This is a genomic window from Collinsella sp. OM08-14AT (genome assembly GCF_003438115.1).
GTDB lineage: Bacteria > Actinomycetota > Coriobacteriia > Coriobacteriales > Coriobacteriaceae > Collinsella.
Genome location: NZ_QSTE01000016.1, coordinates 1 through 21,892, shown reverse-complemented (window position 1 = coordinate 21,892; position 21,892 = coordinate 1). Strand labels below are relative to the sequence as shown.

Here is a 21,892-nt window from a genome sequence, read left to right as displayed (position 1 = left end):
CCGTTCTAAATGGACGTAATAGTGAGCCTATTTTGCCACTTTAGGCTTAAAGGTTCGCAGGCGCAGAGCATTGCTTACGACGCACACGCTCGACAGGCTCATGGCCGCGGCGCCAAACATCGGCGAGAGCTGCCATCCGGTGAGCGGGAAGAACACGCCCGCCGCCAGCGGAATGCCGATGCCGTTGTAGAACAGTGCCCAGAACAGGTCCTGCTTGATGTTGCGGATCGTGGCGCGTGAAAGCTCGATGACTCGGGCGACGTCCATGAGGTCGCTGCGCATGAGTACCACGTCGGCGCCCTCCTTGGCGATGTCGGCGCCGGTGCCGATAGCAAGGCCCACGTCGGCGCGCGCCAGGGCGGGGGAGTCGTTGATGCCGTCGCCCACCATGGCGACCTTGCCGCCCGCATCCTGCAGTTCGCGCACGTGGCGTTCCTTGTCGGCGGGGAGGACGTCGGCGATGACCTGCTCGCTGCTCAGTCCCACGCGGCGGGCGATGGCCTCGGCCGTCACGCGGTTGTCGCCAGTGAGCATGCGCACATCGACGCCGAGCTTGCGGAGCGCGGCGATGGCCTCGGCGCTCGTCTCCTTGACCTCATCAGCCACGGCGATGGTGCCGACAAGCTCGCCGTTCTTGGCAAAGAACAGCGGCGTCTTGCCCTCGGCGGCAAATTGTTCGGCAAGGCCGGCGGGCACCTTCGCGCCCAGCTCGACCATCAGGCGCACGTTGCCGGCAGCGATGACGTTTTGTCCCTCGCGCGCCGTAACGCCTCGTCCAGGCACGGCGGCAAAGTCCTCGACCGTGCGCGCCACGATTCCGCGCGACTCGCACTCGGCCATGATCGCCTCGGCCAGCGGGTGCTCGCTCGAGCGCTCCAGCGCGGCAGCGAGCTTCAGTAACGCCTTTTCACTCATAGCGGGCGAGCCGTCGGCGCGCGCGACAACCACAATGTCGGTCACGGCCGGCTTGCCGCGGGTGACCGTGCCCGTCTTATCGAGCACCACGGTGCCCACGCTGCGCAGGTTCTCCAGCGCCTCAGCGCTCTTAAACAGAATGCCCATCTCGGCGCCCTTGCCGGTGCCCACCATAATGGCGACGGGCGTGGCCAGGCCGAGCGCGCACGGACAACTGATCACCAGCACGGCGACAGCGGAAGTGAGCGCCTCGTTGATGCTTCCGGTCAGCACCATCCACGCCACAAAAGTTACGGCAGAGATTACAAACACCACGGGCACGAACACGCCGGCGACTTTGTCGGCCATGCGGGCGATGGGCGCCTTGGTGGTGTTGGCGTCCTCGACGAGCTGGATAATCTTGGCGAGCGACGTGTCGGCGCCCACACGCGTGGCGCGGAATGTAAACGAGCCCGTGCGGTTGACCGTGGCCGCGTTGACGGTGGCACCGGCGGTCTTTTCCACGGGGATGGACTCGCCGGTGAGCGCACTCTCGTCCACGGCCGAGCTGCCCTCGAGCACCACGCCATCGACGGGGATGGACTCTCCGGGGCGTACGCGCAGGACCTGGCCGGGAAGGATGCTGTCGACGTCGACGGTGGTCTCGGTGCCGTCCTCTGCCACGACGGTCGCGCTCTTGGGCGCCAGGTCGATGAGCGCCTCGATGGCGCCGCCGGTCTTGGATTTGCTGCGTGTCTCGAGGTATTTGCCCACGGTGACGAGCGACAGGATCGTGCCCGCACTCTCAAAATACAGGTTGCCCATGCTCGTCATCATGGCCTCGTGGATTTGCCCGGCGGCCAGCTGGTCGGCCATGATAAACATGGCATAGAACGACCAGGCGACGGAAGCGGTGGCGCCCACGGCAATAAGGGCGTCCATGGTGGGCGCGCCGTGCGCGAGCGATTTAAACCCGTTGATAAAGTACGCGTCGTTGACATAGACGATGGGGATAAGCAGGACGAGCTCGGTGAGGGCGAGCGTCATGCTGTGGGTATGGTCGGTGAAAATGCCGGGCAGCGGCCAGCCAAGCATGTGCCCCATGCCTATGTAGAACAGTGGGATGAGGAATACGATCGAGACGATGAGACGAGTGCGCATGGCAGAGGCGGCGGCCTCCAGTTTTTTGGTGGGCGACTCCATATGGGCGGCGCCGGACCTGGCTTGCGTACTGCCGCTTTGGGCGGCGTCGGTGCCCGTGCTGACGGGTGAGGCCGAGTAGCCAGCACGATCGACGGCGGTGCAGATGTCGTCGGGGGTGACCTGCGCGGGGTCATAGTCGACCATCATGGAGCCGGCGAGCAGATTGACCGCGACGCTCTCGACGCCATCGAGCTTGCTCACGGCACGGTCCACGTGCGCCTGGCAGGCGGCGCATGTCATGCCGCCCACGTCGAACTTATCTTGAGCCATGGTTTCTCCTTTCTGTGACGTAGTGTCGGAAATGTTAACCAACCGATACTATACACCCATACCCCCTGGGGGTGTCCAGTAATAGTTGGAATGTATGACTTTTCATTACAGATGAGGGTGGCTGCTCAATCGGTGGCCGTCTCTGCCAAACATCTCAATCTGTAACGTCTGGACCGGTTTTTGAACCATAGCTGTTACAGATTTAGACAAACATTTCAACCGAAAACTAACGTCTCGATCTGTAACAACTAGACCCCGTTTTACCGAGTATTTGTTACAGATCAAGACAAACAGTTGGCAGGAAACTCAATGTCTTAATCTGTAACATCTAGACTGGTTTTTTGGGTTCTAACTGTTACAGATCGAGACAGACTGTCCGCGGTCAACTCAAATGTCTTAATCTGTAACATCTAGAGAGGTTTTTAACCCCTTACTGTTACAGATTGAGATGTTGTCTCGCGGGGTTGAGGTTTGTCTCGTTCTGTAACATCTAGACCTGTATCTGCCGAGCTAGTGTTACAGATTGAGACAATTGCCGGGGAGGGGTCCCGTCACGGCAAGACGCCCGCCGCCTAGATGCAGAATCCGGGAATCACGCAGGTTCGCTTGTTGGGCTTGCTTGCAGGCGTTGCGTACGTAAAGACGTCGCCGTCGCGTCCCACGCGATTCATATAGAGTGTGCCTTCGCTCTCCGATGTGTCGGGGCTCACCGTGCGCTCCCACCAGCAGGTGTCCTTGCCCTTCCACTGGCGGACCATCGTCTCGTTCGTGGAATACGGGCTCACCTTGAGCTCGCGGAAGAGTTGGTACTCCTTGCCCTCGCCGTTATAGATGTCGGCCAGGTAGTGAAAGTCCTCGGTAAATGACTCGGGTGGCTGATTGCCGCACAGCTCGACCATGGCGGGCAGCCAAAGGGTTGCGGGCAACTTGCTCAGACACGATGCACTTCTGGCGGCGCCAATGTTATTCGAGATCTTTTTGACAGATTTGATGAGTGCGCGCAACTCGTTGGGCAGCAGCTTAAGGCCGTCGCCATCGAGCCATTCCCGCAGTTCGCAATCTGCCCAGCCGGCGCTCAACGGTTGGGCCGCGGCGTCGCGCTCGGCAATGCCGGCATCGAACATAAACGTCAGTCCGGCCTTGCCCGTTCCGTCCAAAAGCTCGTCGTGGCGGATGCCCACGAGCTGCGCGCCAACCTGCAGTCCGTTGGTGAGCGTGACGCGCTTGGTACACGGATAGGGGATATGCCCATCGGCATCGAGCAGATGATAGCGCTTGACAATCTCGCGTGCCTCGCTACGGGTCTCGGCGGCCCTAATCTTGAGCGAAATCTCCTGCAGCTGATCCCAGGTGTAGTCGCCAAGTGAACCGCGGATGCCGTCCAGATAGTCGGGGATGCCAAAGCCATGGGTTGCCGCCCCGATAACGCCGAGTCCCGCAACGGCTGCGACAACGCCGCCGATAATAAAGCGGCGGCGGGTCATGGCATCGTGCCGGGCCTGCTCCAGGATCTCTCTCGCGCGCTCGCCGGCGACGTCGACCTTAAGGTGTGTACCGGCGTCGATGTCGATTGCGGCGTCACTGCCCGCGCCCTCACGGCCCTCAGATTCTGCAGCGGGGAGGTATGCCGAGAGCGCCTCGAGCATCTGCTGCTCGGTGGGGCGATCGCCCTGTTCAACCGAGATACCTTTCATGATGATCTGGACGAGTGCCTCGTCGTCATTGCATCGCGGCTCGAGCGGTGCCGGCTTGGTCTTGGTCTTTATGAGGTAGAACGAGCCGGTTGCCGCGGCACCCGTCGACTCCACATCGAACGGTTTGCGACCGCTGTAGAGCTGGTACAGAATGCTCGATAGCGCATAGACATCGATGGCGGGCGAGCGGCGAAGGGCCGCGATGCCTTCGATATCCTGCGTGAGCATCTCGGGCGCGGCGTATGCGGGCGTGGCAAAACGCCAGATGTCGGCGCGCCGGGTGATCGTGTCGTCGCCGAGAGCCATGGTCGCGGAGCCCATGTCGATGAGGCAGGGGTCAAAGGAGCAATCGACGACCTGCTGCTCGAGCGTTCGACTGGTGGTACGGAACATGATATTGGCGGGCGACAGGTCGCGATGGACGACCGGATTTACGAGTCCCTGGGTCATCAGGAGTGCGCGAAGCACGGCGTTTCCAACGGCGGCCACCATCTGGGTGGTTAGCCCGCCCGAGACATCGTGCGGAAGCAAGGGCAGCGCCTGCTTGAGCGAGGTGCCCTCGACCCACTCCATGAGGATGAGCGGGTCGTCCTCGCACGATCCATAGCCATAGACGCGCGGAAATCCGCGCAGGTGCGAGACGGTGCACAGATGACGGTACTCCTCGAACAGCGCGGCGGTGTTGGCCAGGTGCGCAGCCGCTTGCTCGGTGGAGCGATCGGGGGCTTGGCCGGAAAGGATGGTGTTGTCCTTGAGCAGCTTGACGGCAAAGACCTCACCGCTCGTGTTGGTCGCGCGCAGCACGTGCCCGATATTGCCGTCGTCGCGGTATGCAGTCTGAAGAATAAGCGTCATAAACCGTCGCTTGGCGTCGTCCTCGGCGCTGGGGTCGACCGCCACGGCGGTATCGAACGTGTCGAGACGGATGAGTTTGTCGCCAGAGGCGGTGTTGGTGGTATCCAAGGCGTTCCTTCGTTTGGTGGGGCCGCGTGCTCACATCGAGAACGCGATTATCGATTAAAGCCCATGATAGACGTGTTTGCCGATAAGCTGACTCGTATTGCTATTTATAGTGCAGCGTGCAACGTAAATGATATAAGACGAGTGACATCTGTTTCCCACGTCTCTACGCGCTAGTCCACAATAACGAGAAACGTTGTATAGAGACCCAAATGAAGTCTGTCGCTGTTGGCGATTTCCACGGGGGGATAGATCTTGCCGGACTCGCGTTGGTCGCGCGGCGGCTCAATCACAATATCGCCGTCGCCCGCGCCCGATTCGAGCACTGTGCCGTTGGTCGATCCAAGGCCCTGGGCGTACCAGTGCTCACCCTCAAGCCAAATGCGAAGATGCTCGCGCGATGCGTCGGCGCCCACATCGGTGATGCTGGGCGAGGTTTTGGGCAAGGAGCCAATTACCGTGCCGCGCGGGTCACGCGTAAGGGGGTGGACCTGCATGTCAACGCTGTTTCCGGCGTGCATCCTAAGCAAACCGAGGTTGGGAGCGACGGCACGCGGTTGATCCAAGCTGCTCAAAAAACCACGGCCGACGGTGGTCTCGGTGGTGCCAAAGTGCCCACCCGTCTTGCTGTCACAAAAGCGCTCGACGGTAGCCATGCCCTGAACGGGATCGGCGAGCGCTCCCGTTGCCACAAAGAGCATAAGGTAAAGCGTACTCTTCTCGCGCACGGCATTGCCGTCAAAGTTGTCGATGTGATTGAGGGCATTTGCATATAGGCGGCTGTCCAGCTTGTAGCTGGCGAGAGCCGACATCATTTCGTTGGCGGCCGGGCCGCGATAGTGCTCGGCGATTGCCTGATAGGCGGACTCGCCGCCGCCGAGCTTGCTGCAGATTGCCGCGGAAAGATTGAGCGTGGTGACGGCAAAGTCGCTGTAGATGGCGGGCGCGCACTGGTCAGGCTCGCGATGGACGATGTAACGGGTGAGATACGAGCGGTTGGAAGAGCATTTCTCGAGCAGGGTACTGCCGAGATAAGAGTTTCCATTGATGAGCATTCGGGCGATCTCGAGATGTTTAAGACCGCCGAACGAGCGAATATCGTTATAGAGGACCGAGCAAGGCGTCTCTGCTGCCACGGATACCTCCTTTGATTGCTTCCTAGCCAATAAGGCGATAGGAATTAATGGCCCCCGGTGGGCGACGTATTAAATGGCTGCGCAATATGTAGCGTAACCAAAGCAACATTATAGGCCACATGTTCGAAATTGCAGGAAGACTGAGAGATTTGGTTTGGACCGGACGGAAATCCCCCTCTGTCTTGATCTATAACAATTAGGACCGATTTTACTCGGTAACTGTTACAGATTGAGACGTTTGTGAACCGTGTCGACCGTTTGTCTCGATCTGTAACACGTAGAGGAAGATTTGCCCTGTAGATGTTACAGATTGAGACAATTGGCCCAGACCTGCTCCGTCATCTGTGGTTTACGTGGGGGCATACGGAGTACGGGTATACTAACCCGCGGCGAATCTGCTCCATCGCTTAGAGCTGCTGCGTCTGGACGGCGCGCGATAGGGCTGCCAAAGCGATCGCCAGCGTGCTGAGCAACGTCCTCTCTGTGCGCACCCGTTTTTGTATGTATTAGCGCACTACCAAGCACGCCCGCGCGGCCGCATGCCGTGCCCATTGCGCGTGCAGATAAGGAACAACAACATATGCGTAATTCTGTATCCGACGTCACCGACGCCGAGATCCTGGACGAGACCCGCGAGGCCATGACCCAGGCTGCCTTCGATGCCGCCGATGAGGCCAATGCTGCCCAGGCCGTCGAGTCCGCTACCGAGAGCCTGCCCGCCTTTGACGAGCTGGGCCTTTCTGACGAGATGCTTCGTGCTATCGAGAACCTGGGCTACACGGCGCCGACGCCCGTGCAGGCCGGCTCGATCCCCGTGGTGCTCGAAGGCCGCGACCTGCTTGCCGCCGCTCAGACCGGCACCGGCAAGACGGCCGCCTTTTTGCTGCCGACCATGAACAACCTGGAGCACATCGCTCCGCCCAAGCCTGTGCGCGAGCGTAGCGGCCGCAACCGTCGTCGCGGTGCTAAAAAGCCCGAGGGCAACGGCCGCGGCCCCGTGATGCTCGTCATCACCCCTACGCGCGAGCTTGCCCAGCAGATCGACGAGGTCGCGAGCAAAATCGCCGACGTCACCGGCCATGTTGCCGTGACCGTCGTGGGCGGCGTGAGCTACAAGCCCCAGACCGCTGCCCTCAAGTACGGTTGCGACATCCTGGTCGCAACGCCGGGCCGTCTGGTCGATCTGATCGAGCAGGGTGCCTGCCACCTGGGCGAGGTCAAAGTGCTGGTACTCGACGAGGCCGACCGCATGCTCGACATGGGCTTTTTGCCCGCCGTCCGCCGCATTGTGCGCGAGACGCCGGCCGAGCGCCAGACGCTGCTGTTCTCGGCGACGCTCGACGAGGAGGCCGTGGGCGAGATCACCGACCTGGTGAGCGACCCGGCTCGCGTGGAGATCGCGCCCGCCACGTCGACCGCCGACACCGTCGACCAGTTTGTGTTCCCGGTGTCCATAGAGGCCAAGAACAACCTGCTGCCCGAGTTCCTCAAGAAGGAGGGTCCGGAGCGCACTATCGTCTTTATGCGCACCAAGCACCGCGCCGACAGCTGCTGCCGTCGTCTGGAGCGTAAGGGCATCAAGGCCGCCGCGATTCACGGCAACCGCAGCCAGGCCCAGCGCGAGCGTGCCCTTTCGGCATTCCGCGACGGCACCGTCGACGTGCTGGTGGCAACCGACGTGCTCGCCCGCGGCATCGACATTAGCGACGTGCGCTACGTTGTGAATTTTGACGTGCCGGCCGAGCCGACTGACTATATCCACCGCATTGGCCGTACGGGCCGCGCCGGCGAGCTGGGCTGGGCCATCACGTTTGTGACCGAGCAGGACGTCGATGAGTTCTACGAGATTGAGAAGCTCATGGACAAGACCGCCGACATCTACGAGCCCGACGACCTGCACGTGGGTCCCAATCCGCCTGCGGTTGATCCCGAGCGCGACCCTGCGGCCTTTAAGGTGAAGAAGAAGACCAAGCGCGGCAAGTCCAAGAGCAAGAAGAAGCTTGAGCAGGCACGTCGCGACGGCAAACGCAACGGCGACGATTACGGCGATGTGGCCGGTCGTTCTAACCGCGGCCGAGACGAGCGTCGCGGCGACGGCGAGCGTCCGAGCCGTCCCAAGCGCGGCGGCAAGACCCGCGTGCGCGAGGGTGTTCAGGCTCGCGTGGACGAGGCCGTGGAGAGCGTTGCCCGCGAGGTGGCTGCCGAGGAGCGCGGCGGTGCTGGTGCCGTCGAGCAGGTCCCGCGAGGCAACCGTGCCGAGCGCCGTGCCAAGCAGTTCCAGGGCGAGGCGCACCGCCGTCGTCGTGAGGACGAGGACCGTGGTGGTCGTCGTCGTGTTGAGCGCGAAGACGAGGGCCGTGGTTCGCGCGGCGGCAAGCGCGGCTCGGGCGACCGTCGTCGTTCCGGTCGTGATGACGAGCGCAGTGGCCGAGACGAGCGTCGCGGCGGCGAGGGCGCTCGTGGTAACGGCGGCCGCGGCGGTGCTGGTCGTTCTAACGAGTCGCGCGATCGTCGTGACCCGCGTGCCAGCCGCGATCGTCGCGATGACTGGCGCAACTACGACGATACCCGCGAAGAGCGTCGCGGCGGCTACCGTGGTGGTCGCGGCGGCAACCAGGCCGGTTCCCGTGGCGGTCGTGCCGGCGGTCGCGATAACCGTGGCAGCTATGGCAATAGTCGTGGTGGCAAGCGCGGTAGCAGCTCCCGTCGCCCCGGTGACGGCGGCGGCAAGCGCAAATAACGCACGCATCGCCCGCTAGAGCGAGGTGAACCAAGGGCCCCGAGCAACTACGCTCGGGGCCCTTTTTGTTTGCCGTATCCGATCGCTAGTTCAAATGTGATTTCCTCGGGAATGCATCTAGAGGATGCCGTGGGCCTGTTTCCTACCATGCGGCAATGGGTCCCATGGGGTGCGCCGTGCATTTTTTGGAGTATTCTGCAGTTCGAGTTGTCTGCATATGATTTGACGTCGCCAACGGTGGCCTTCGGATATCCCTAGCGAGCGTTCTGAGTCAGATTTCGTCGTTTTCCGGAGCAGGGGCGCGTCATTCTCGCCATGTCGGGACTTAAAAGGATGCGGCGCCCTACAGTTTTGCCCATCCGCGGCGGTGCTGGCGCGGTCACGTTGCAGAATACTCCGTTTTTTGCACGGGCCAGGATGGGGTACCTCAGGAGAACGCGGCGGTATCCCGTAAATATATACAATCTGTACCGTAATTTATACAAAACGAAGAGGCAGACAGCGTAGGGTGGGTGCATTGGGGTGCCTGGCGCACCGAAACGGGGAGCTCTCCCCATGCGCCGTATACTCTGTCTGAATGTGAAAACGGCTTGACGCGTTGCCAGGCGTAGGGAGAGGGTGCCTCGATGAGCGTATTCGAAATTGTGTTTAGTCCGACGGGTGGAACGCGGAAGGTGTCTGGCCTTGTGGCCGGGGCGCTGGACAATAATACCGTTACCGTCGATCTGACCGATAGCGGGCTAGATCTCAGCGCTGTCTCGATGACTGAGGACGACGTGGCCGTAATCTCTGTGCCGGCGTATGCCGGTAGAATTCCGGCTGTGGTGGCTGACCGGTTGGGCATGGTGCGCGGCAACGGGGCTCGGGCTGTTTTGGTTTGTGTATACGGAAACCGCGCGTTTGAGGACACGCTCGTAGAGCTGGAGGACGTTGCGAAGCATGCGGGATTCCGGGTAATCGCGGCAGTTGCAGCCATTGCAGAACATTCCATTGCGCGACAGTTTGCTGCCGGTCGTCCGGATGTGCAGGATGCGGCGCAGCTCGCAGAGTTTGCGCAGCAAATTCAGCAAAAGCTGTTGGCTGAGGATACATCCGAGCCCTCTATTCCCGGCAATCGTCCTTACAAACAAGCCAGAGGTCACCGCATGGCACCTGAGGCAACAGAGGATTGCGTCTCCTGCGGTGCATGCGCCGCGGCGTGCCCCGTTTGTGCTATCGACAAGGGTGACCCCAAACGAGCAGCTGGCGAGGCGTGCATCTCCTGCATGCGCTGCATTGCCGTATGCCCGCGAGGCGCTCGTAAGCTTGATCCCAACAAGCTATCCGCTGTTTCCCAGATGCTGAGCAAGGTTTGCGTCGTGCGGAAGGAATGCGAGCTCTTTGTCTAGCGCATACGAAATTGGTGCAATGGGGCCAGGTTAATCTGCACCAACCTGGTGCAAACAAACCTGTCCCCAATGCACCAGAGTGAGGAGTGTCCCCGAGTGCCGGCAGAAAAGGAACGTCCCCAAGTGCTGCCTAAATACCGTTTATCGAAGAAAAAATACCGCTCACCGGTCATAATGACTATTCTGGCTTTGGGCTTGTCTAAAATAACTCCCGTAAAAAGAAATGCGGAAGGTTACCGAGTCCCTCGGACGTGGGCCTAACCAAAGTCTTTGAACGAGTGTGTCTCTATGGATGCATTCGCTTGATTTTGGTTGGGCTATATTTATGAAGGGACATGCCACCATGGGTTTCTTTTCTCGCCTGATGGGCGGTTCGGATGAGCAGAAGACTGCAGCTTCCGAGTTCGAAATCCTCGCTCCCGTTTCCGGCGAGCTTGTTCATCTAGAAAATACCAATGACCCCGCTTTTAGCAGCCGTGCCGTGGGCGATGGCGTTGCCGTGGTTCCCCAAGAGGGAACGGTGTGCGCTCCTGTTTCCGGCACCGTCGCGGCGTTGTTTCCGACTGAGCACGCGCTGGGCATCATGTCCGACGACAGCTCTGCTCAGGTGATGCTGCATATCGGAATCGACACTGTTAAACTTGAGGGCAAGGGCTTCCATGCGCTTGTTGCCCAGGGTGACCATGTCGACGCGGGCCAGCCCCTCGTCGAGGTCGATTTCGACGCGGTCCGCGCCGCCGGCTTCGATCCCACGGTCTTCGTTATCGTGTGCGAGCGTTCGGAGAACTCGACTCTTCGTGAGCACGCTTCCGGCCCTGTTGCTGTTAAAGAGCCTGTCGTCTGGCTTTCCGAGTAAATTCTTGTGGTGGGTACCGTGGTTATCAAGCGAGTTTTCAACAACAACGTCGCAATGGTCACTTCGGACGATGGCTCCGAGCTCATTGTCATCGGTCGAGGCCTCTGCTTTGGCCGTCATGCCGGCGACGCTATCGATGAAGCATCGGTCGAAAAGACCTATGCGCTGCAGGAGGGCACTTCTCAGGATTCGCGTACGATTGACCGCTTGGCACATCTTTTGGAGTCCATCCCCACCGTCAACCTCGTGATTGCCGAGGACATTGTTCAGATGCTCCGTCGAGAGCTCAATGTTGATATCAACGACAAGATTCTCATTGCTCTCGCAGACCATATCAGTCTTGCTTTGGAGCGCGAGCGTAAGGGCGTCCCCTGCGAGAATCCGTTGCTGCTCGAGATCCAGCAGTTCTATCGCAAGGAGTATGCGCTTGCGGGCCGTGCGCTGCAGATTATCAAGGAGTATATGGGCATCCAGATGAGCGAAGAAGAGCAGGGTTTTATTACGCTGCATATCGTCAACGCCACCATGCCGCAGCGCTCTGACCGTCTGATTGTTTCGGTCCAGCTTGTTCGCGACGTGCTCGCGATTGTTTCCGAGCACTATGCCACGACCCTTGACGTCACCTCGTTGCCGTACGAGCGTTTCGTTCGCCATCTGCAGTTTTTTGCGCAGCGGGCGCTCGATCCCGCGGCGGGGCAGGTCAATGGCGACGCGCTGTTCCGTATCGATGAAACGGCGTATCCGAGGGCGTTCTCGTGTGCGGAGTCAATTGCCGACCACTTAGCGTCTACCTATAACGTTGTCGTTACCGATGCCGAGAAGAGTTATCTCGCATATCACATTGTTAACCTGCTTGGAGAACCTGGTCTCTAGGCATAACGTGCCCACACATCGATTGATATAAGGCAAGGCTCACGGTCTTGTCCAGGGCACATCTGTCTTAATTTGCGGAAAAGGAAGGGGAGTACCGCTATGACCGCAAAAAAGAAGTTCAATTTCAAAGCGCCGTTGGAGGTGTTCGCGAAGTCAATCGTTCAGCCGATGATGTATCTCTCGGTTGCCGGCATTCTGCTCATCGTGGGCATTATTCTGACCAACAAGACCATCTGCGCCGTGATCCCTGTGCTGGGCTCCGGTCCGTTCCAGCTTGTGGGCGCCGTTGTCTATCAGTCGCTGATGTTTATCATCAACAACCTCTCGATTCTGTTCTGCGTGGGCATCGCCGGCGCCATGGCAAAGAAGAACAAGGGCCATGCTTCGCTGATCGCCCTGATGTCGTTCTTCCTGTTCCTGCAGGCTAACAACATCGTGCTCAACGCCACCGGCTCTCTTGCCGAAGCGAGCGGCATGCTCGGCCTTACCGGAACCGGCCAGAGCACCGTTATGGGCATTCAGGTGCTCGATACCGGCGTGTTTGGCGGCATCATTCTTGGTTGCATCACCGGTGCCGCGTTCAACAAGTACTCGAACAAGCAGTTCCCCATTGCCCTTTCGATGTTCTCGGGCGTTCGTTTTCCGTTCCTGATCATGATCATCATTTCCTGGATCATGGGTGCTGGCTTCTGCATCGTTTGGCCTCCGGTTCAGGGTGCCATCTCCTCCGTTGCCGGCATCATTAAGGAGTCGGGCAACATCGGTCTGTTTATCTACGGCATGCTCAACAAGCTGCTCGTTCCTACCGGTCTGCATCACCTCATCTACACCCCGTTCCAGTTCTCCGATGTGGGCGGCACCCTGACGCTGGGCGATCAGGTTATCGCCGGCGCCTATCCCATCCGTGTCGCCGAGATGGCAATGACGGGCCAGCCCTTCTCCGATAGCACCTACTTCAACAGCTACACCTTCAACAACCTGTGGCCCTACATCGGTATCGGTCTCGCCTTTATCTTCACCGCTTACAAGGGGAACAAGGATAAGACCAAGGCCGTTATCATCCCGCTGATCATCACCGCCGTGCTCTCCTGTGTCACCGAGCCCATGGACTTCCTCTTTGTCTTTGCCGCTCCCGTGCTCTTTGTCGTTCACTCGGTTCTTTCCGGTATCTTCCTGGTCCTGCTCAAGGTCCTCTCCGTGCCCGCTTCGACTGCAGGCGGCATCATCAACATCGTGGTCTCCAACCTGGTCCTCGGTGTCGATAAGACCAACTGGCCGGTTATGCTGGTGCTTGGAGTCGTCAACGCCGCCCTGTACTTCTTCCTCTTCACCTTCCTTATTAAGAAGCTCAACCTCCACACGCCTGGCCGCGAGGAGGAGTCCGAGCTCGCCGAGTCCGTTGCCGAGGGCGAGGCCGCCGCGTCTGTCGCGGTGAAGCAGGGCGCTGTTGCCGCAGCTCCCGCAGAGGGCGTCGATGCAAGTATTGCCGACCTGGTCGCAGGTCTTGGCGGCAAGGACAACATCGAGGAGCTCGAGAACTGCTTTACGCGTCTTCGCGTGAACGTTAAGAACCCGGACCTCATCGATGAGAACCTCATCAACCATGTGCCTAACAGCGGCATCAACCGTAACGGCAACAATATCCAGATCATCTTTGGCATGAAGGTCGCCGAGATGCGCGACAAGGTCGAAAACGCAATTGAGAAGGAGCAGTAAACAATGATCATTACTCTGTGTGGTGGCGGATCCACCTTTACCCCCGGCATCGTCAAGTCCATCGCCCTGCGCAAGGACGAGCTCGACGTTGACGAGATTCGTCTGTACGACATCAACGAGGAGCGCCAGCGCAAGATCGGCGTGCTCGTGGACTGGATTCTGCACGAGGACCTCGGCCTGGACATCAAGCTCACGGTGACCACCGACAAAAAGACGGCTTTTACCGACGCGAGCTTCGTGTTTGCCCAGATGCGCGTGGGCGGCTACGCCATGCGCGAGCAGGACGAGAAGATTCCGCTGCGTCACGGCTGCGTGGGTCAGGAGACTTGCGGTTGCGGCGGCCTTGCCTACGGCATGCGCACCATCTTCCCCATGGTCGAGCTGATCGATGACGTCGAGAAGTACGCCAAGAAGGACTACTGGATTCTCAACTACTCCAACCCTGCTGCCATCGTCTCCGAGGGCTGCCGTGTGCTGCGTCCTAACGCTCGCATCATCAACATCTGCGACATGCCGATCGCGATCATCGACGTGGTTTGCGCCGCACTCGATATCGACAAGAAGGATGTCGAGTACGATTACTTTGGCCTCAACCACTTTGGCTGGTTCACCTCGATCCGCCACAAGGGCGAGGAGGTGCTCCCGCAGCTGCGCGAGTACATCAAGGAGCATGAGATTCTGCTGCCCGATTCGTACCTCAAGGGCATGGGCTCGCTGATGTCTAAGAAGCCCGAGGAGACCACCGACGAGCACCCCGAGCAGAACCGCCACACCAAGGGCAGCTGGTACTACGTCTGGAAGGGCGAGTACGAGATCATGGAGTGCTTCCCGGAGTACCTGCCCAACACGTATCTGAACTACTACCTGCAGCAGAAGGAGTTCGTCGAGCATTCCAACCCCGAGCGCACCCGTGCTAACGAGGTTGAGGAGACGCGCGAGAAGAACCTCTTCGACGGCATCGACCACTACGAGAAGACCGGCGAGATCGACGAGAGTACGTTCTATGCGGGCAGCCACGGCGACTGGATTGCCGACCTGGCCATCGCTCTGAAGAACGATACCAAGCAGCGCTTCCTGGTCATTTGCGAGAACAAGGGCGCTATCCCCAACATGCCCTACGACGCCATGGTCGAGCTGCCTGCCTACATTGGCAAGAACGGCCCCGAGGTCATCAGCCGTGACAACATTCCTCTGTTCCAGCAGGGTCTTATGATGCAGCAGCTGAACTCCGAGAAGCTCGTGGTCGAGGCCACGATCGAGGGTTCGTACGAGAAGGCACTCAAGGCCTTTACGCTGAACAAGACCGTGCCGTCGATGAAGGTCGCCAAGGAGGTTCTCGACGACATGATCGAGGCCAACAAGGGTTACTGGCCCGAGCTTAAGTAAAAGCAACAGGGTCGCTGGCCGCATACCTGGAGCAATGCCCCGTCCACGTGATTGCGTGGGCGGGGCATTGTCATTTGGTAACGCGTTTTATCAAATATGGCATTTATCTGCGGTAATGTTCTATTTCACCGCCGAGGGTGACATTTTATACCGCCTGCCGAACTGCGTGGAGACCTAACAACTTTTTAGGTCAGTGTTGTGCGTGTAGCAACTTCGCCCGGCCTCGCCTCCGGGCTGCCGCATGAGAGGGGATCTTATGGCACGACTGCATGTAATGGAACGCAGCCACGCTCAGGCCGTCATGGACGACCTGCACGATGCGCTCGGACGTCGTCTGGCGGTGAGTTCGCTCGCCCCGTGCCCCGTTGAGTTTACGGCAGCGCTCGTCAACCTGTGCTCCACCCAGAGCTGCGGCAAGTGCACGCCCTGCCGCGTGGGCCTGAGCGCGCTGAGCGATCTGCTCGCCGATGTGCTCGAAGGGCGCGCCGATGAGTCCACGCTCAACCTGATCGAGCGCACGGCCCGCACTATCTATCTTTCGAGCGACTGCGCCATCGGCTACGAAGCTGGCGCCATGGCGCTCACGGCCATTCGCGGTTTCCGCGACGATTTTGAGCACCACATCCGCGAGCACTCCTGTGGCTTTGACCGCGAGGCCCGCGTCCCGTGCGTCTCGGGCTGCCCGGCGCACGTCGACATTCCCGGTTACATTTCGCTCGTCGAGGCCGGCCGCTATGCCGACGCCGTCAAGGTTATCCGCAAGAACAACCCGCTGCCGCTCGTTTGCGGCCTGGTGTGCGAGCATCCCTGCGAGATGCACTGCCGTCGCGGCATGGTCGACGATCCCATGAACATCCTCGCCCTCAAGCGTTTTGCCGTTGAGCACAGCGACCTCAACGACCACAAACCCCATGTAGTGGATAACACCGGCAAGCGCGTCGCCGTGATCGGCGGCGGCCCGGCCGGCCTTTCCTGTGCCTACTACCTGGCCGTGATGGGCCATAAGGTGACCATCTTTGAGCAGCGCCACCACCTGGGCGGCATGCTGCGCTACGGCATTCCCAGCTACCGTCTGCCGCGCGAGCGCCTGCAGGCCGAGATCGACTGGATCTTGAGCGCCGGCATCGACGTGGAACTCGACCACTCCGTCAACGGCGAGGAACTTGCCCGCCTGCGCGACGAGTTCGATGCCGTCTACCTGGCTATTGGCGCCCACAGCGATAAGAAGCTTGGCCTTCCGGGCGAAGAGGCGCTCGGCGTGGAGTCGGCCGTCAAGATGCTGCGCGCCATCGGCGATGACGAACTGCCCGACCTGAGCGGCCAGCGCGTGTGCGTCATCGGCGGCGGCAACGTGGCCATGGACGTGGCACGCTCTGCCGTGCGCTGCGGTGCCGAAAAGGTGAGCATCGTCTACCGCCGTCGTATCTGCGACATGACGGCACAGGACGCCGAGATCGCCGGCGCCCAGGCCGAGGGCTGCGAGGTACTGGAGCTCACGGCCCCGCTCGCTATCGAGACGGGCGGGGGCGGTCGCGTGAGCGGCCTGCGCGTGCAGCCGCAGATTATCGGTGAGCCCCGTCGCGGTCGTCCGGCCCCGCGTGCCGCCGCCACGCCCGAGCGCGTCATTCCCTGCGAGCGCGTGTTCGTGGCCATTGGCCAGGACATCGATTCCAAGCCGTTTGAGGACATGGGCATCGTCTGCAAGTGGGGTCGCGTCGTCACCGATTCGGACGGCGCCGTGCCCAACTTCGATGGTCTCTTTAGCGGCGGCGACTGCCAGACCGGTCCCGCCACCGTCATCCGAGCCATCAACGCCGGCCGCGTTGCTTCGGCAAATATCGACCGCTACCTGGGCTTTGACCACAAGATTAAGCTCGAGGTCGAGCTGCCGACCGTCCAGTTTAAGGGCAAGCATGAGTGCGGCCGCTGCGAGCTGGGCGAGCGCGAGGCCGGCGAGCGTATTCACGATTGGGATCTGGTCGAGCAAGGTCTTACCGAGCAGGAGGCGCGCCAGGAGGCGAGCCGCTGCCTGCGTTGCGATCACTTTGGCTTTGGCGCGTTCCGCGGAGGGAGGAACCTGGAATGGTAGAGCCCAACAACACCACCGTCAGCGACAACACCGAAAACGGAGCGCATAACATGGTCAAGCTCACTATCGATAATTGCGAGGTCGTGGTTCCCGAGCACACCACGATCCTGGATGCGGCCAAGTCCGTCAGCATCCAGATTCCCACCCTGTGCTACCTGCGCGATCTAAACGAGATCGGCGGCTGCCGCGTATGCGTGGTCGAGGTTGAGGGCTGCGACCAGCTGGTTGCCGCCTGCAACAACTACGTGCTCGACGGCATGGTGGTCCACACCAACAGCCCCAAGGCCCGCGAGGCGCGTCGCACCAACGTGCAGCTGCTGCTGTCCCAGCACGATTCGCAGTGCACGAGCTGCGTGCGCAGCGGCAACTGCAACTTGCAGACCATCGCCAACGATCTGGGCATTTTCTATCTGCCGTATCAAAGGCATTTGGCGGGCGAGGGCTGGGATTTCGATTTTCCCATCATCCGCGAAAACGACAAGTGCATTAAATGCATGCGCTGCATCAAGGTGTGCGAGAGCGTGCAGGGCCTAGGGATTTGGGACCTGACCAACCGCGCCACGCATACCGCCGTGGGTACCCGCGGGCGCGCACCGATCGGCAAGACCGATTGCGTCGCGTGCGGCCAGTGCATTACACATTGTCCGACGGGCGCCCTGCGCGAGCGCGACGATACCGAGACCGTGTTTGACGCGCTCGCTAATCCCGACAAGATCGTGCTGGTGCAGATCGCGCCGGCCGTGCGCAGCGCCTGGGGCGAGGAACTCGGCATATCTCGCGAGGAGGCCACCGTTGAGCGCCTGGCCTGCGCGCTGCGCCGCGTGGGCTTTGAGTACGTGTTCGACACCGATTTCTCGGCCGACCTCACCATTATGGAGGAGGGATCCGAACTGATCGAGCGCCTGGGCGCCGCCGCCAAGGGCGAGGGCGACAGCCGCGGCTGGCCCATGTTTACGAGCTGCTGCCCGGGCTGGGTGCGCTTTGTGAAGGCGCGCTATCCGGAGTTTGTCGACAGCCTGTCCACGTCCAAGTCGCCGCAGCAGATGTTCGGCGCTATTGCCAAGACCTACTACGCCAAGGTGCTGGGCGTGGAGTCCGAGCGCCTGTTCGTGGTGTCCGTTATGCCGTGCACGGCCAAGAAGGCCGAGTGCGCGCTGCCGAGCATGGTGGGCGAGGACGGCACGCCCGATGTGGACGTTGCGCTGACGGTGCGCGAGATGGTGCGCATGATCCGTGCGAGCCACGTGAGCGTTGACACGCTGGTCGAGGAGCCGCTCGATACGCCGCTGGGCTTTGGCACGGGCGCGGGCGTGATCTTTGGCGCCACGGGCGGCGTGATGGAGGCAGCCGTGCGCTCGGCATATTACCTGGTGACGGGCAAGAACCCCGATGCGGACTTCTTTACCGATGTGCGCGGCCTGGACGGCTGGAAAGAAGCCGTCGCCGATATCGATGGCACCAAGGTGCGCGTCGCCGTGGCGCACGGGCTGGGTAACGCCGCCCGCCTGCTCGACGCGATTCGCGACGGCCGTGCGAGCTATGACTTCGTCGAGGTCATGGCGTGCCCGGGCGGCTGCGTCGGTGGCGGCGGTCAGCCCATCCACGACGGCTGCGAGCTGGCGGCCGAGCGCGGCCAGGTGCTGTGGGGCCTGGATGCCGCTGCGGACATTCGCTTCTCGCACGAGAACCCCGATGTTCAGGCGTGCTACCGCGAGTTTTTGGGCGCGCCGCTCTCGCCGCTGGCCGAGGAGTTGCTGCATACCGACCATCACGCCTGGTCGATGCCCAACGAAGGGAAGTGCTAGCGATGCGTGCGTTTAATGTTGAGATGACGCGCCGAGGGTTTGCCTCGGCGCTTGCCGCGGGCGCGCTGTCGCTTGCGCTCGCGGGCTGTGGCGGCGGGGGTGCCGGTGCCGGGTCCGCCGCGGGCTCGGCTGCCACGGACGGCGCCGGTGCTGCTGCCGAGCCGGTCGAGGTGCACGTCGCCTCGCTCAAGTGGCCGACGTCGATTGGTCTGGTGCAGTTTATGGACCAGGCAGCGAGTGGCGAGACGGATAACGAGTTCGACTTTGCGATCAGCGCCGCGGCCGACGAGATCGTGCCCAAGGTCATTCAGGGCGATGTCGACATTGCCTTGGTGCCCGCCAACGTGGCGAGCGTGCTCTACAACAAGACCGAGGGCGCGGCGCAGGTCATCGACATCAACACGCTGGGCGTGCTGAACGTTGTGACGGGCGACGCGAGTGTGGCCTCGTTTGGCGATCTGGCGGGCCATACCGTCTATATGACGGGCAAGGGCGCCACGCCGGAGTACGTCATGAACTACCTGCTGGAGCGCGCGGGCCTGACCGGCCAGGTGACGCTTGAGTTTAAGAGCGAGCCTACCGAGGTGCTGTCGGCGTTGCTTGCCGATCCGTCTGCCGTGGGCGTGCTGCCCGAGCCGTTCAAGACGGCGGCCATCGCCAAGAGCGAAGGCAAGCTGTCGGCGCCGGTAAGTCTGACCGATGTGTGGGACGAGCTGGCAGGAGACACGGGCTCCCGTTTGCTGACGGGCGTGACCGTGGTGCGCCGGGCCTTTGCCGAGGAACATCCCGAGGCCGTGGCGGAATTCTTGAGCTGCCATGCGGCGAGCGTTGAGGCCGTGAACGCGGCGCCGGCAGATTGGGCACAGGCCGTGGTCGATGCGGGTATCGTCGATAACGCCGCGATTGCCGAAAAGGCGATTCCCGGGTGCATGCTCGTGTGCCAGACGGGGAAGGACATGAAGGCGGCGCTCGGTGGGTACCTGCAGGTGCTGGCCGATGCGGACGCGAGCGCCGTGGGCGGCAAGCTCCCGGCCGATGATTTCTACTATATGGAGTAGCCCGTGCGTGCGTTTGCTCGACAAATGACAGAGCGTATGAAGGCGGTGGCGGCAGCAGGTGCCGTTGCCGCCTTTTGGCTTGCCGTGTGGGTGCTGATGGCGGGTTTCGTGGCGCAGCCGTTGATTTTGCCGGGGCCGGGTGCCGTCGTGGTGGCGTTGCTGCGACTGGTATGCGATGCCAGCACATGGGCGATTCTGGCAGGCTCGGGTGCGCGTATCTTGGGCGGGCTGGCGCTTGCCGCGGTGTGCGGCGGCGTACTGGCGGGAGTCTCGGTGCGATCGCTGACGTTTGCCCGCTTGGTGGCGCCGGCGCTTTCGTTTGTTAAGGCGACACCGGTTGCCTGCGTGGTGGTCCTGCTGCTCATTTGGTTGGGGTCGGCGCGTGTGAGCATTGCAGCGGTCTTTTTGATGGCTCTGCCGGGCGTGTATTTTTCGTTGGTCGAGGGCTTGATGCAAGCGGATAAACCGCTGGAGCAGATGTTTCGTCTGCATGGCGTGCGGGGCTGGCGACTGTTTTGTGCCCACACCTGGCGCGAAGTCCTGCCGTTTGTGCTTTCGTGTGCCCGCGCCGTGATTGGCATGAGCTGGAAGGCCGGTGTGGCGGCGGAGCTGATCGGCATGGCGACGGGCACCGTGGGCGAGCGCATCTATCAGGCGAAGCTTTTGATTGAGACTGCCGATTTGCTGGCCTGGACCGTGCTGGTTGTTATGGCTTCGTGGGCATGCGAGCGCGTGCTGGTGTGGCTGCTGCGGGCTTCGGGGCCAGCGGCGTGGCGTGCGGGCGGTTCTGCTGGCGGCGGGGTTGCGGCGGAGCTTGCGCTTGCTGTGGGCGATCGTGCGCTCTGGGCGCCGGCGCTTGACGGACTGGTACTTCGCGTGCCCGCCGGTGGACGGACCTGCGTGATGGGCGCCTCGGGTGTGGGCAAGTCGACGTTGCTTGCACTGGCGGCGGGGGAGTGCGCGCCGTGTTCCATGGTGTTTCAGGATGTGCGCCTAGTCGAGGACGTTTCTGCCCTGGATAACGTGCTGGTGTGCGCCGACGCGCGCGTGGACGCCTCGAGTGCCGCGGCTCTGTTGCGCCTGCTGGTGCCGGGGGTCGATGTGCATGCTCGTGTGGCCGAGCTCTCGGGCGGGCAGCGCCGTCGCGTCGAGATTGCCCGAGCCCTGCTGTGCCCAGGCGACGCGGTGATTCTGGACGAGCCCTTTACCGGTCTAGATACCGCTGCGCGCGACGCATGCGCCGAGGTCGTGCTCGACTTGCTCGACGGTCGCATGCTGTTGCTTGCTACGCACGATGCCGTCGACGCTCAGGTCCTCAATATCTCGGACATCATCACGCTCTAAATACTAACTCAGCAACAAAATGATCCGTTTTCCTCCGTCCCCATGGGGTCGGGTGTGGTATTCTATCTGTGGGGTAATACTTAGGAATACCAAGTAATACCAACGCCGCAGAAACAAACTCCGGATGCGGGCCAATCGGGTTGCCTTCACAGCCCGTCGCCCAGCCGCGTGGCCCGCATCTATCCGCACCACCGTCGTTTCAAAAAGGAAGCGCCATGGCAGAACACATGACCCCGGTTGTCGCGAAGGTCTTGCCCGAGGAGAAGGCAGCCTTCGCGGCGGCAACCCAGCTCGTGGGCACCACGCCGTCCAACGCCATCCGCATGTTTATCGCCGCGTTCAATCGCTGCGGCACCTTCCCGTTTGACATCTCGCCCAACGGGGCTTTTGGCACTGCGCCCGATTCTCATCAATAATGACTGTCCCAAACTGCCGGCATTTGGGGACGTTCCTTTTAATATGAGCAGGACATTGTCAAGA

14 protein-coding genes are annotated in these 21,892 nt (G+C 61.3%); 11 read left to right on the top strand and 3 right to left on the bottom strand.

The genetic code is table 11. The annotated features are described in order from the left end of the window. Positions 1 to 27 precede the first annotated feature (27 nt). From DXC18_RS08675 to DXC18_RS08665, 3 genes are all read right to left on the bottom strand, one after another. Positions 28 to 2,367, bottom strand: coding sequence for a cation-translocating P-type ATPase (locus DXC18_RS08675; RefSeq protein WP_117716903.1), 2,340 nt, complete (start codon positions 2,365 to 2,367; stop codon positions 28 to 30). A 572-nt stretch (positions 2,368 to 2,939) separates the two neighbouring features. After that, a complete protein-coding gene (locus DXC18_RS08670) occupies positions 2,940 to 5,024 on the bottom strand; it encodes a DUF6273 domain-containing protein (protein WP_117716902.1) in 2,085 nt (694 codons plus the stop codon). A 170-nt stretch (positions 5,025 to 5,194) separates the two neighbouring features. After that, entirely contained in the window at positions 5,195 to 6,157 is a 963-nt protein-coding gene (locus DXC18_RS08665; RefSeq protein ID WP_117716901.1) for an FHA domain-containing protein, read from the bottom strand. 580 nt (positions 6,158 to 6,737) lie between these two features. Here DXC18_RS08665 and DXC18_RS08660 point away from each other — a divergent pair. From DXC18_RS08660 to DXC18_RS08610, 11 genes are all read left to right on the top strand, one after another. Beyond that, a complete protein-coding gene (locus DXC18_RS08660) occupies positions 6,738 to 8,897 on the top strand; it encodes a DEAD/DEAH box helicase (protein ID WP_199412251.1) in 2,160 nt (719 codons plus the stop codon). Between the two features lie 626 nt (positions 8,898 to 9,523). Continuing rightward, on the top strand, positions 9,524 to 10,285 hold the full coding sequence (locus DXC18_RS08655) for an EFR1 family ferrodoxin (RefSeq protein WP_117583954.1): 762 nt from the start codon (positions 9,524 to 9,526) through the stop codon (positions 10,283 to 10,285). Positions 10,286 to 10,628: 343 nt separating this feature from the next. Continuing rightward, positions 10,629 to 11,141, top strand: a complete 513-nt coding sequence (locus DXC18_RS08650) for a PTS glucose transporter subunit IIA (RefSeq protein WP_158549076.1) — start codon at positions 10,629 to 10,631, stop codon at positions 11,139 to 11,141. Positions 11,142 to 11,159: 18 nt separating this feature from the next. Further along, positions 11,160 to 12,014 (top strand): PRD domain-containing protein, encoded by an 855-nt coding sequence (locus DXC18_RS08645; RefSeq protein ID WP_117629598.1) that lies wholly within the window; start codon positions 11,160 to 11,162, stop codon positions 12,012 to 12,014. Between the two features lie 99 nt (positions 12,015 to 12,113). Continuing rightward, positions 12,114 to 13,730, top strand: coding sequence for a PTS transporter subunit EIIC (locus DXC18_RS08640; protein ID WP_117716900.1), 1,617 nt, complete (start codon positions 12,114 to 12,116; stop codon positions 13,728 to 13,730). Positions 13,731 to 13,733: 3 nt separating this feature from the next. After that, positions 13,734 to 15,116 carry a 6-phospho-alpha-glucosidase gene (locus tag DXC18_RS08635; RefSeq protein WP_117716899.1) on the top strand — a complete coding sequence of 461 codons (1,383 nt, stop codon included), beginning with the start codon at positions 13,734 to 13,736 and terminating at the stop codon, positions 15,114 to 15,116. Between the two features lie 256 nt (positions 15,117 to 15,372). Further along, entirely contained in the window at positions 15,373 to 17,205 is a 1,833-nt protein-coding gene (locus tag DXC18_RS08630; protein WP_117716898.1) for an NAD(P)-binding protein, read from the top strand. 50 nt (positions 17,206 to 17,255) lie between these two features. Beyond that, a complete protein-coding gene (locus DXC18_RS08625) occupies positions 17,256 to 19,010 on the top strand; it encodes a [FeFe] hydrogenase, group A (protein WP_117716919.1) in 1,755 nt (584 codons plus the stop codon). 2 nt (positions 19,011 to 19,012) lie between these two features. Beyond that, positions 19,013 to 20,068, top strand: a complete 1,056-nt coding sequence (locus DXC18_RS08620; protein ID WP_117716897.1) for an ABC transporter substrate-binding protein — start codon at positions 19,013 to 19,015, stop codon at positions 20,066 to 20,068. A 36-nt stretch (positions 20,069 to 20,104) separates the two neighbouring features. After that, positions 20,105 to 21,412 carry an ATP-binding cassette domain-containing protein gene (locus DXC18_RS08615; RefSeq protein ID WP_233509049.1) on the top strand — a complete coding sequence of 436 codons (1,308 nt, stop codon included), beginning with the start codon at positions 20,105 to 20,107 and terminating at the stop codon, positions 21,410 to 21,412. 215 nt (positions 21,413 to 21,627) lie between these two features. Then, positions 21,628 to 21,828 carry a hypothetical protein gene (locus tag DXC18_RS08610; protein WP_117583961.1) on the top strand — a complete coding sequence of 67 codons (201 nt, stop codon included), beginning with the start codon at positions 21,628 to 21,630 and terminating at the stop codon, positions 21,826 to 21,828. Positions 21,829 to 21,892: the final 64 nt, after the last annotated feature.